The sequence below is a fragment of the Mycobacterium sp. ABE4_509 genome, assembly GCF_056160785.1.
This window is the reverse complement of sequence record NZ_JBSWXU010000158.1, coordinates 1-11,685: the sequence shown is the minus strand read 5'-3', so window position 1 is coordinate 11,685 and position 11,685 is coordinate 1. Positions and strand designations below refer to the sequence as shown.

The 11,685-nt window shown below is 67.8% G+C and carries 12 protein-coding genes; 5 read left to right on the top strand and 7 right to left on the bottom strand.

Going from position 1 to position 11,685, the window contains the following annotated elements; translation table 11 throughout:
- Window positions 1–695: endonuclease domain-containing protein (locus tag ACXAID_RS23985; protein ID WP_475024682.1), on the top strand; the 695-nt coding region annotated here is incomplete at its 5' end.
- On the opposite strand, the gene ACXAID_RS23980 is transcribed toward ACXAID_RS23985, so the two are convergent.
- From ACXAID_RS23980 to ACXAID_RS23965, 4 genes are all read right to left on the bottom strand, one after another.
- Window positions 676–1,539, bottom strand: a complete 864-nt coding sequence (locus ACXAID_RS23980; protein WP_475024681.1) for a cyclopropane mycolic acid synthase family methyltransferase — start codon at window positions 1,537–1,539, stop codon at window positions 676–678. The genes ACXAID_RS23985 and ACXAID_RS23980 overlap by 20 nt on opposite strands.
- Before the next feature lie 161 nt (window positions 1,540–1,700).
- Window positions 1,701–2,555 (bottom strand): 3-hydroxybutyryl-CoA dehydrogenase, encoded by an 855-nt coding sequence (locus ACXAID_RS23975; RefSeq protein ID WP_475024680.1) that lies wholly within the window; start codon window positions 2,553–2,555, stop codon window positions 1,701–1,703.
- Window positions 2,556–2,668: 113 nt separating this feature from the next.
- Window positions 2,669–3,955 carry an isocitrate lyase gene (aceA, locus tag ACXAID_RS23970; RefSeq protein ID WP_475024679.1) on the bottom strand — a complete coding sequence of 429 codons (1,287 nt, stop codon included), beginning with the start codon at window positions 3,953–3,955 and terminating at the stop codon, window positions 2,669–2,671.
- 236 nt (window positions 3,956–4,191) lie between these two features.
- Window positions 4,192–4,968 (bottom strand): acyl-ACP thioesterase domain-containing protein, encoded by a 777-nt coding sequence (locus ACXAID_RS23965; RefSeq protein ID WP_475024684.1) that lies wholly within the window; start codon window positions 4,966–4,968, stop codon window positions 4,192–4,194.
- A gap of 138 nt (window positions 4,969–5,106) precedes the next feature.
- On the opposite strand from ACXAID_RS23965, the gene ramB reads away from it, so the two are divergent.
- The 3 genes from ramB (at window position 5,107) to ACXAID_RS23950 (ending at window position 8,113) form a co-directional block, all read left to right on the top strand.
- On the top strand, window positions 5,107–6,522 hold the full coding sequence (gene ramB, locus ACXAID_RS23960) for an acetate metabolism transcriptional regulator RamB (RefSeq protein ID WP_475024683.1): 1,416 nt from the start codon (window positions 5,107–5,109) through the stop codon (window positions 6,520–6,522).
- Entirely contained in the window at window positions 6,519–7,064 is a 546-nt protein-coding gene (locus tag ACXAID_RS23955; protein WP_475024678.1) for a carboxymuconolactone decarboxylase family protein, read from the top strand. Before ramB ends, ACXAID_RS23955 begins: the two co-directional genes overlap by 4 nt.
- 80 nt (window positions 7,065–7,144) lie before the next feature.
- Entirely contained in the window at window positions 7,145–8,113 is a 969-nt protein-coding gene (locus ACXAID_RS23950; RefSeq protein ID WP_475024677.1) for an alpha/beta fold hydrolase, read from the top strand.
- On the opposite strand, the gene ACXAID_RS23945 is transcribed toward ACXAID_RS23950, so the two are convergent.
- From ACXAID_RS23945 to lpdA, 3 genes are all read right to left on the bottom strand, one after another.
- Window positions 7,998–9,209 carry a GGDEF domain-containing protein gene (locus ACXAID_RS23945; protein ID WP_475024676.1) on the bottom strand — a complete coding sequence of 404 codons (1,212 nt, stop codon included), beginning with the start codon at window positions 9,207–9,209 and terminating at the stop codon, window positions 7,998–8,000. The genes ACXAID_RS23950 and ACXAID_RS23945 overlap by 116 nt on opposite strands.
- Before the next feature lie 85 nt (window positions 9,210–9,294).
- Window positions 9,295–9,573: a hypothetical protein gene (locus ACXAID_RS23940; RefSeq protein ID WP_475024675.1), complete on the bottom strand. Its 279-nt coding sequence runs from the start codon at window positions 9,571–9,573 to the stop codon at window positions 9,295–9,297.
- The gene (lpdA, locus tag ACXAID_RS23935) at window positions 9,574–10,968 is read right to left on the bottom strand and encodes a dihydrolipoyl dehydrogenase (RefSeq protein ID WP_475024674.1); all 1,395 of its coding nucleotides are present in this window, start codon (window positions 10,966–10,968) and stop codon (window positions 9,574–9,576) included. It lies immediately after the preceding gene.
- A gap of 161 nt (window positions 10,969–11,129) precedes the next feature.
- Between lpdA and ACXAID_RS23930 the strand changes: the two genes are divergently transcribed.
- The coding region (locus ACXAID_RS23930; protein ID WP_475024673.1) for a thiamine pyrophosphate-binding protein at window positions 11,130–11,685 on the top strand (556 nt) is incomplete at its 3' end.

Below are 11,685 nucleotides of genomic sequence, written 5' to 3'. Positions count from 1 at the left end.
TGGCCGGGCTGTCGGCGGCGGCCCTGCTGGGCGCCCGCTGGCTACCGGGTGATGCACCTGCCGAACTCGCCAGGACCCGCGCCACCGCCGCCCCCGGGATCGTCGTGCACCGGGGCGCCATCGCCGGCGACGAGCTGTGCCTGGTCGAGAGCATCGACTGCACCACCCCGGCCCGGACCGCCTATGACATCGGCAGGCGGACATCGGGTGACGCCGCCGTCGTTCGCATCGACAGCTTGCTCAACGCGACCCGGTGCACCCCATCCGAGATCGCCGCGGTGGCCGACCGCTATCCGCGAGCACGGGGCAGCCGACAGTTACGCACCACCCTGGAACTCGTGGACGGCGGGGCAGAGTCTCCGCCGGAGACACACTTGCGGCTGCTATTGGTGCGCGGCGGGCTGCCCCGGCCCAGCACCCAGATACCGGTGCGCAACAACCGCGGCAAGGTGGTCCGCCGCATCGATATGGGCTGGCCGCAGTACCTGGTCGGGGTCGAGTACGACGGAAGTCAGCACTGGTCGGATCCCGACGTCCACGCCGAGGACATCAACAGGCTGGAATTCCTGGCCGGCCGCGGCTGGCTGATCGTCCGGGTCAGCTCCCGGCACCTGCGCTACGACAGAAACGGCATCCTCAGCCGAGCCGGGAGTGCGCTCCGGCAGCGGGGTTGGCTCAGCCCTTCTCCAGGGTGAACTGGCCGATGTTGGTGATACCGCGGCGGAAGAAGTCGGCGCAGCCGGTCAGGTACTTCATGTAGCGGTCGTAGACTTCCTGCCCCTGCATGGCGATGGCCTGGTCCTTGGCCGCCTCCAGGTTGGCCGCCCACATGTCCAGCGTGCGCGCGTAGTGCGGCCGCAGCAGGTGCGTGCGGGTGAGATTGAACCCGGAGCCGGCGGCCAGCTTCTCGATGTCCTCGACGGCGGGCAGCTGTCCGCCGGGGAAGATCTCGTCGCCGATGAACTTCATGAACTTCAGGTCGCTGAGGGTCAGCTTGATCCCGTTCTCACGGAAGAACGCCTGGGTGTGGGCCAGGATGGTGTGCAGCAGCATGCGGCCGTCGGACGGCAGGATGTTGTAGGTTTTCTCGAAGAAGATCGGATACCGCTCGGCCTTGAAGGCCTCGAACGCACCGATCGACACGATCCGGTCGACGGGCTGGTCGAACTCCTCCCAGCCCTGCAGCCGGATCTCGATGCTGCGGTCGGTGTCGATCTTGGCGAGCCGCTCGCGGGCCCACTCCGACTGAGCCTTGCTCAGCGTGATGCCGATGACGTTGACGTCGAACTCGGTGACGGCCCGCTCCAGTGCGCCACCCCAGCCGCAGCCGATGTCAAGCAGCGTCATGCCGGGCTCCAGGCCCAGCTTGCCCAGGGCGAGGTCGAACTTGGCGTTCTGCGACTCGTCGAGGGTCATGTCCTCGCGCTCGTAGTAGCCGCAGGTGTAGCCCATGGTCGGCCCCAGGAACAACGCGAAGAACTCGTTCGAGATGTCGTAGATCGACTGCGATTCCTCGTAGAACGGTTCCAGTTCCGACATGGCATTGGACATACTCCGACAACCCCTAACAGGCTCGTCGCCGGCCGAGTCGGCCGGCGTGGGGTCGCCACGCTCCGGCTGACTGCTGAACCGACAGATCACATTCTCCTAAGAGAGGTTATCTAACGAACCTGAAATATTCACATCAGCGTATCGGCGCGTCAGTAGCTGTAGAATCCCCTGCCGGATTTCTTGCCGAGCTGGCCCGCCTCGACCATCCGCAGCAGCAGCGGCGGCGGCGCATAGTGCGGGTCCTTGTACTCGTCGTACATGGAGTCCGCGATCAGCTTCATCGTGTCCAGCCCGATCAGATCGGACAACCGCAGCGGACCCATCGGGTGGGACAGACCCGCCACCACCGCGGTGTCGATGTCCTCGACGCTGGCCACCCCGGCTTCGGCCATCCGGATGGCCGACAACAGGTACGGCACCAGCAGCGCGTTGACGATGAAGCCCGACCGGTCACCGCAGCGCACCACCTTCTTGCCCAGCGCCTCACCGGCGAACTTCTCCACCTTGGCCACCGCGTCGGCGGAGGTGACGATGGTGTCGATCACCTCGACCAGCGGGAGCACGGGCACCGGGTTGAAGAAGTGCAGACCGAGAACCCTGCTCGGATTCTGTGTCGCGGCGGCGATCTTCATGATCGGGATGCTCGATGTGTTCGACGCCAGCACCGCGCCGGGGTCGGTGACGACGCGGTCGAGTTCGGCGAAGACCTGCGCCTTGACGGCCTCGTTCTCGACGATCGCCTCGATGACGAGCTGACGGTCGGCGAGGTCGGCGAGGTCGGTGGTGTAGGACAGCCGCGCCAGCGTGACCTCGAAGTCGTCGGCGGCCAGCTTGCCCTTCGCCTTCGCGCGTTCCAGGGACGCGGTGATGCGCTGCCGCCCGGCGGCCACCAGTTCCTCGGCCGGCTCGTACACCAGCACCTGCGCGCCCGCCTTGGCGCACACTTCGGCGATACCGCCGCCCATCTGCCCGGCGCCGACGACGCCGACTCGTTCGATACTCACGGGTCTCTCCTCGATTCTGCGGACAGCATCAGGCCCCGCCCAATATAAGGACGGGGCCTGATGTCACGATCAACGGCCCGGGGGCCGCGCATCGTCAGCGGACTTGGTCGGACTCAGTGAAACTGGCCCTCTTCGGTCGAACCGGTCAGCGCGGTGGTCGACGAGGTCGGATCCACGGTGGTGGCGATCCGGTCGAAGTAGCCCGCACCCACCTCGCGCTGGTGCTTGGTGGCGGTGTAGCCGCGCTCCTCGGCGGCGAACTCGCGCTCCTGCAGCTCGACGTAGGCGCTCATCTGGTTGCGGGCGTAGCCGTAGGCCAGATCGAACATCGAGTAGTTCAGCGCGTGGAAGCCGGCCAGGGTGATGAACTGGAACTTGAAGCCCATCGCGCCGAGCTCCTTCTGGAACTTGGCGATGGTCGCGTCGTCGAGGTGCTTGCGCCAGTTGAACGACGGCGAGCAGTTGTAGGCCAGCATCTGGTCGGGGAACTCGCTCTTGACGCCCTCGGCGAACTTCTTGGCCAGCTCGAGGTCCGGCGTGCCGGTCTCCATCCAGATCAGGTCGGAGTACGGGGCGTAGGCCTTGGCGCGGGCGATGCACGGCTCGAGGCCGTTCTTGATCCGGTAGAAGCCCTCGGCGGTGCGCTCACCGGTGATGAACGGGCGGTCGCGCTCGTCGACGTCGGAGGTGATCAGGGTCGCGGCCTCGGCGTCGGTACGGGCGATGACGACGGTGGGCACGTCGGCCACGTCGGAGGCCAGCCGAGCCGAGGTCAGGGTGCGGATGTGCTGCTGGGTCGGGATGAGCACCTTGCCGCCGAGGTGGCCGCACTTCTTCTCCGAGGCCAGCTGGTCCTCCCAGTGCGATCCGGCGACACCGGCGGCGATCATGGCCTTCTGCAGCTCGTAGACGTTGAGCGCGCCACCGAAGCCGGCCTCACCGTCGGCGACGATCGGGGCCAGCCAGTTTTCGACCGAGCGGTCGCCCTCGACCTTGGCGATCTCGTCGGCGCGCAGCAGCGCGTTGTTGATCCGGCGCACCACCTGCGGCACCGAGTTGGCCGGGTAGAGGCTCTGGTCGGGGTAGGTGTGTCCGGAGAGGTTGGCGTCGCCGGCGACCTGCCAGCCGGACAGGTAGATGGCCTTGAGCCCGGCACGCACCTGCTGGACGGCCATGTTTCCGGTCAGCGCGCCCAGCGCGTTGACGAAGTCCATGTCGTGCAGCTGCTCCCAGAGCACCTCGGCGCCGCGGCGGGCCAGGGTGGACTCCTCGACGACGGTGCCCTGCAGCGCCACCACGTCCTGCGGGGTGTAGGTGCGGCTGATGCCCTTCCAGCGCGGGTTGTGGTCCCAGTCGTGCTGGATCTGTTCGGGGGACTTCGGCGTGCCCACGGTCGACATTGGGTGGCTCCTTACATGCGGTTGTTAACGCTCCAGCTTTTTTCACTGGCGTGATAGTCCGAGGATGCACCAAGCAATAACCGCAGGTCCAGTTGTTTTCATTGCCAACTTTCGCCAAGGCCAGACGCAAAGTTGCAAAGATTGCGAAGTCGATCTTGGACTGAACCGGTTCAGACGTTACCGCCCGGTAACCCATCTGCGCAGGTCAGTACGCCCGTACTGTTAACCGGAGCGGTTCAGAGCGGGAAGATCGACGCGACGGCTTTCGTCTCGTCGCCGACGGCATATGTGAGCGTTGTAACAGTCCGATCGGCCAGGTCGGGACCGAACCGATCCGTCGACCCGGCGGGATGCACGTGGGTCAGGATCTCGAGCTTGTCGCCGAGCGCGACCGGCGCGTCGTGCTCGATGGTGACCCGCAGCGGCCCGCGCAGCAGTTCGGGCGCGCCGAACAGATGGTCCTCGATCACCGACCAGTAGACCGAGTTGTTCATGTGGTCGAACAGGTCGATGTCGGCGACCCGCACCGGGTACTCGCGGATCTCGGTGGCGTCCTCGCGGCCGCCCGCCTGCAGATAGGCCCTCCAGCGCAGCCGGCCCTCGGTGGTGGTGCGCTGCAGACCCTCGATGAAGTCGTCGGCGATGCGCGCCGGACCCTGGGTCTCGCGGTTGATGTTGATCCAGAACGCCTCGGACTCCATCAGGCCGCCCTTGCGTCCGTCGATGCGCACCCGCATCTCACACCACCGGTTGGAGGTGCCCGAGCACCACCGGCGCAGCCTCAGCGTGTCCTGGAACTCGATCGGCCGGATCAGATCGATCATCGTGCGCCGCACGATCCACAGCGGGTGGGTCTCCTCGTGACCGAGCTGGCGCAGATGGTCCTGTCCCACGTCCTGGATGTGGCGCGTGGCCGCATCGAAGCGCAGCCGGCCGACCCGGTCGATGTCGGCGACGCGCAGCGGCCAGTTCCGGTCGAAGACGTCCGGATGCGGATCCGGCACCGGCATCATCGCCTTGGCCAGCCCCCGAGACTGCGCGGACGGGGCAGCAGAACCCCCGGTGGTACTCACGGATCCCGATACTGCCACACCCCCGGGTGTTGCCAACGCTGCAAACAAGTTCTTCGCAGCATTGTTACGGTGGTTGACGTGCCCAAGACCTTCGTCGGCGCCCGGGTCAGGCAGCTGCGCAGCGAACGCGGATTCAGCCAGGCCGCGCTGGCCCAGATGCTCGACATCTCGCCGAGTTACCTCAACCAGATCGAACACGACGTCCGGCCGCTGACCGTGGCGGTACTGCTGCGCATCACCGAGGTGTTCGGCGTCGACGCGACGTTCTTCGCCTCCCAGGACGACACCCGTCTGATCGCCGAACTGCGCGAAGTGCTGCTCGACCGCGACCTCGACGTCGACGTCGATCCGGCCGAGGTCGCCGACATGGTGGGCGCCCACCCGGCGCTGGCCAAGGCGATGGTCAACCTGCACCGGCGGTACCAGCTCACCACCACCCGGCTGGCCGCGGCCACCGAGGACCGGTTCAACGACAGCAGCGGAACCGGATCCATCTCGATGCCCCACGAAGAGGTGCGCGACTACTTCTACCAGCGCCAGAACTACCTCGACGAACTCGACACCGCCGCCGAGGAACTCACCACCGGAATGCGCATCACCCGCGGCGAACTGGTCGGCGACCTGTCCGACCGGCTGCGCATCGTGCACGGGGTGACCATCATCCGCAGCATCGACCTCGGCGAGGGCGTTCTGCACCGCTACGACCCCGCCTCCAAGCGGTTGCAGATCAGCGCCCACCTGTCGGCAGGGCAGACGGTGATCCGGCTGGCCGCCGAACTCGCCTACCTGGAGTACGGCGAGCTGATCGACAAACTCGTCGACGAGGGCAAGTTCACCGGCGAGGAGGCCCGCAAGCTGGCACGCAAGGGCCTGGCCAACTACTTCGCCGCCGCGACCGTGCTGCCCTACGGTCAGTTCCACGACGTGACCGAGAGGTTCCGCTACGACATCGAACGGCTCTCGGCGTACTACTCGGTCAGCTACGAGACCGTCTGCCACCGGTTGTCCACCCTGCAGCGCCCGTCGCTGCGCGGCGTCCCGTTCTCCTTCGTCCGCGTCGATCGCGCAGGCAACATGTCGAAACGGCAGTCCGCCACCGGTTTTCACTTCTCCAGCACCGGCGGAACCTGCCCGCTGTGGAACGTCTACGAGACGTTCGCCAACCCGGGCAAGATCGGCGTGCAGATCGCCGAGATGCCCGACGGGCGCAGCTACATGTGGGTGGCGCGCACCGTGGAACGCCGTGCCTCGCGCTATGGTCAGCCCGGCAAGACCTTCGCCATCGGCGTCGGTTGCGAACTCCGCCACGCGCAGCGGCTGGTCTACTCGGAGGGGCTGAATCTGAGCGGTGAGAACGCGACCCCGATCGGAGCCGGCTGCCGGGTGTGCGAACGCGACAACTGCCCGCAGCGGGCGTTCCCCGCGCTGGGCCACGCCCTCGACATCGACGAGCACCGCTCCACGGTGTCGCCGTACCTGGTGAAGCCGTCATGAGCCCGCCACCCGCCCGCATCCCACCCGGCGGTTTCAAGGAGCTGGGCCCGGTTAACTGGGTCATCGCCAAGCTCGGCGCCCGCGGCATCCGGGCCCCCCGGTTCTCCCTGTTCACCGTGCTCGGTCAGCACCGCCTGCTGTTCCCGGTGTGGCTGCCGATGTCGGGCTACCTGCTCTACGCGGGCAAGCTGTCGCGCCGCGACGCCGAAACCGTGATCCTGCGGGTCGGGCATCTGCGCGACTGCGAGTACGAGCTGCAGCAGCACCGCCGCCTGGCCCGCAGCCGCGGACTCGACGCCGACTTCCAGGCCAGGATCTTCGCCGGCCCCGACGCCGCCGGGCTGACCGAGCGGGAACGGGTGCTCATCACGGCCACCGACGAATTCGTCGTCACCCGCGGCGTGTCGGCCCAGACGTGGCAGGCGCTGGCCCGCCACTACACCCGCGCCCAGCTGATCGAGTTCTGCATGCTGGCAGCGCAGTACGACGGGCTGGCCGCGACGATCACGACCCTGCAGGTCCCGCTGGATTTCGACGACTGACGACGACGCCGCCGCCGTGACGGTCGCAGCCGCGACTACCATTGCGCTATGAGCTCGATCACGTCAGAGACGACGAAGTGATGGCCATTACCAACCCGTGGCGTTTTCCGCCGGGAGTCCCGCGCAGCGAGCCGCCCCGCGCCGAGGGCCGCTTCTTCCTGCCCGACGGCCGCCGCATCGGCTATGCGGAGTTCGGCGACCCGAACGGACCCGTCGTGCTGTGGTTTCACGGCACCCCCGGGGGTCGCAGACAGTTCCCCATCGTCGGGCGGCGCGCCGCCGAGAACCTCGGCCTGCGCGTCGTCGTCGTCGAACGCGCCGGATCGGGAATGAGTGATCCGCACCGCTACCACCGGATCGGCGACTGGGCCGCCGACATGGCACACATCGCCGACCTGCTCGGCGCCGAGAAGATCGGCGTCGTCGGCCTATCTGGAGGCGGCCCCTTCGCGTTGGCCTGCGCCGGGATGCCGGCCTTGGCCGAACGGGTCGCCGCGGTCGCGGTGCTCGGTGGCGTCACTCCCGCCGTCGGCCCGGATGCGACCTGCAGCGGGGCGATCAAGCTGGCCCGCAGGTTCGCACCGGTGACCTCGCTGATGCGCAAACCGTTCGCCACCGTGACCGCGGGCATGCTGATGCCGGCAATTCCGCTCGCGCACCTGGCCTACCGGGGGCTGTCGGCGGCGATGCCCGACGGCGACAAGGCGGTGTTCGCCAACCCCGAGATCGAGGCGATGTTCATCGACGACATCGTCCACGTGGCCAACGGCCGGTTCCAGGCGTTGCTCGACGACGCACGGCTGTTCGGGCGGGACTGGGGTTTCCGGCTGGCCGATGTCCGGGTACCGGTGCGGTGGTGGCACGGCGACGCGGACTCGATCATCTCGCTGCCCGACGCACAGGCCGCCGCCGAACATCTGCCCAGCGTCGAGCTCACCCTGATGCCCGACGAGAGCCATCTCGGGGGGTTCGCCGCCGCTGACGCGGTGCTCGGGTTCCTGCACCCGCACCTGCGGCCCGCACCACCTCTTCAGCGTCAGCAGGTCTGAGTCCGCGCTCGGCCCAGCGCGGGCCGAGGGTGCTGACCACACCGTCGCCGCCACGCGCCTTGGCCTCGTACATCGCCGCGTCGGCCGCCGTGACCGCTTGGTCGAGGTCCATACCGGGCAGCGAGCAGGTGGCCAGGCCGATACTCACCGTCACCGCCGGCCGAGCGGGCGCCGAGACCGCCGCGCGGATCCGCTCGGCGACCTGCGCGGCCTGACCGGCCGGGATGCGGTCGACCACCAGGAACTCATCGCCACCCCAGCGCACCACCACGGCAGCGCGGCGCACACTGGCCCGGATCCGGCGCGCCGTGCGGATCAGCACCTCGTCGCCGACGGCGTGGCCCGCAACGTCATTGATCCCCTTGAAGCCGTCGACGTCGATGAGAATCGCGCACAACTGGGTGTCGGGCGGCGCGCTCTCGTTGAGCCGCTCGAGCGAGACGTTCAGTCCGCGCCGATTGGTCAGCTCGGTCAGCGGGTCGGTCAGCGCCTGCTTCGAACTGCCCTGCAGCAACCAGAATCCGAACTGCAGCGCCGGCAGGATGCACACCGTGACGAGCAGCGCGATGACCGCCCGCGACACCGCGATCTGCAGGCCGTGATCGGGAGTCGCCGCAGCCAGCCACACCGCGATACCGACGACCGAGACCGTGCACCAGCCGATGTGCACCAGGTGCAGCCGGGGACCGTGGAAGAACACCACGTAGCCACCCGCACACAACAGGATCGGAATCCCGGACATCGCCAGGTTGGGGTCACCGAACAACAACGCCGACAGCGTCATCAGCACGTCGACGTACACGACCAGCGCCGCCGATGCGCGCGCCGTCGGCCACGGCAGCAGCGCCCAGCGCGCCGCCCAGGCCAGCGACCCGACGCCCACCACCGCCCAGCCGATCCGCAACAACACTCCGTCGACCGGGGGATCGAAGACGTTGAGCACCGACAGCAAGCCCATCACGGCGCCGATACCGGCGATCAGATAGCGCAGCGTCGAGAGCAGGCCGCGTCTGCTGAGGAACTCGATCCGCCACTGGTAGTCGTCGCGCTGACGCCACCACTCGAGCAGCAAGTTGCTGCCCGCCCCATCGCCCACCGGATCATTGTCAAAGTCACCGGTGAACGCCGTCAAGCAGCGAAATGCGATGTCATCGCATGATCACGATCGCCCGAGCGAAAGGCTAGAGATAGGTCACGCCCAGCACGACCAACGACAGCAACACCGGGGAGAGCGGCAACCCCCACAGGAACGCCGCCCAGACCTCGCCCTTGCGGGTCTTGCGGCCGAAGGCCCGCCAGCCCAGCAAGCCGGCCAGCACCCCGACCGACAGCGACACGCCGGCAACCACCAGCACCCACATCGAGATGTCGTTGCTGGCGATCGCCGCGGAGATGCCGGCCAGCCACAGGACGTGGCCGAGCACCAGCCCGCCGACCCCGGCTACCCAGATCGCCCTCAATTAGAAGTTGATCATGTGGCCGACCAGCCCGTGGAAGCATTCCTGCAAGGCCTCGGACATCGTCGGGTGGGTATGCACGTTGCGGGCCAGCTCGCTGGACGTCAGATCCCACTTCTGTGCCAGCGTCAGCTCGGGCAGCAGCTCGGAGACGTCGTGGCCGATCAGGTGACCGCCCAGCAGCTCGCCGTACTTGGCGTCGGCGATGAGCTTGACGAAGCCGCTGGGGTCTCCCATGCCGTGCGCCTTGGCGTTGGCGGTGAACGGGAACTTCGCGACGACGATCTCATGCCCGTCGTCCTTGGCCTGCTGCTCGGTCAGCCCGAAGCTGGCGACCTGCGGCTGGCAGAACGTGGCGCGCGGCATCATCCGGTAGTCGCCGAGCGGCAGCGTCTCGGCCCCGGCGATGGTCTCGGCGGCCACTACGCCCATCGCCTCGGCGACGTGGGCCAGCTGCAGTTTGGCGGTGACGTCGCCGATCGCGTAGATATGGCCGACGTTGGTGCGCATGTAGTCGTCGATGCCGATGGCCTTGCGGTCGGTCAGCTCGACGCCGGCCGCCTCCAGGCCGAAGCCCTCGACGTTGGGCGCGAAGCCGATGGCCTGCAGCACCTTGTCGGCCTTGAGCTCCTGGGACTTGCCGTCCTTATTGACCGTCACCGTCACCGTCGACCCGTCATCGTCGATGGACTCGACCTTGGTGCCGGTGAGGATCTTGACGCCCAGTTTCTTGTACTGCTTCTCGATCTCCTTGGAGACCTCGGCGTCCTCGTTGGGCAGCGCGCGCGGCAGGAACTCGACGATGGTGACGTCCACGCCGTAGTTCTTGAGCACGTAGGCGAACTCCATGCCGATCGCACCGGCGCCGGCGATGATGATCGACCCGGGCAGTTCGCGCGACAGGATCTGCTTCTCGTAGGTGACGACGTTCTCCGACAGGGACGTTCCCGGGACCAGCCGGGTGCTCGATCCGGTCGCGATGATCGCGTTGTCGAACTCGAGCGTCTCGGTTCCGCCCTCGTTGAGGTCGACCTCCATGCTGTTGGGCCCGGTGAACTTCCCGTAGCCGTGCACCTCGGTGATCTTGTTCTTCTTCATCAGGAAGTGAACGCCGGTCACCCGCCCGTCGGCGATCTTGCGGCTGCGGTCGAAGGCCACGCCGTAGTCGAAGCTGGCCTCCCCGCTGATGCCGAACGTCTTGGCTTCCTTGGTGAAGATGTGGGCCAGCTCGGCGTTGCGCAACAGCGCCTTGGACGGGATGCACCCGACGTTCAGGCACACACCGCCCCAGTACTTGGGTTCGACGATGGCGGTGTTCAGCCCGAGCTGGGCGGCACGAATGGCCGCGACGTACCCGCCGGGGCCGGCTCCGAGAACGACGACGTCATAGTGGGTCACGGTTCTCACCCTAACGGGGTCGGCAATGGGCGCGCGCTCCACCGCGGGGTGCCGGAGCTCCCACCACGGCATAGGCTTTTCCCACGCACCGAGATCGGCGCCGGAGGCGTCGGCCGACACCTCCCACTGGCAACCGCATGACGACGTTCGATGGAGCCTTCGTGACGCCCACCCGAACCGGTACCCCGTCCGACGTCCGCGCTGCCCGGCGGGTGGTCGACGCGCTCGCCGCCGCCGGCGTCACCCACGTCTTCGGTGTGCCCGGCGCCAAGATCGACGCCGTCTACGACGCACTGAGCGACGGCGGCCCCGAAGTCGTGGTGTGCCGCCACGAGCAGAACGCCGCGTTCATGGCCGCCGCCGTCGGCCGGCTGACCGGCGTCCCCGGTGCGGTTCTGGTCACCTCGGGACCGGGCACCAGCAACCTGGCCACCGGGTTGCTCACCGCGACCACCGAACAGGACCCGGTGGTGGCCGTCTGCGGTGCGGTGGCCCGCGCCGACCGGCTCAAGCGAACTCACCAGTCGATGGACGCCGCAGCGCTGCTGGGCCCGGTCACCAAGTTCTGCGGCGAGGTCGACGACCCCGACAATGTGTGCGAGACGCTGGCCAATGCCTTCCGCATCGCCTCGACCGAACCCGGCGGAGCGGCCGCCGTCGGGCTGCCCGCCGACGTCGCCGCGGCCGCGGCAAGCGCCCCGGTTCCCCGGCTACGCC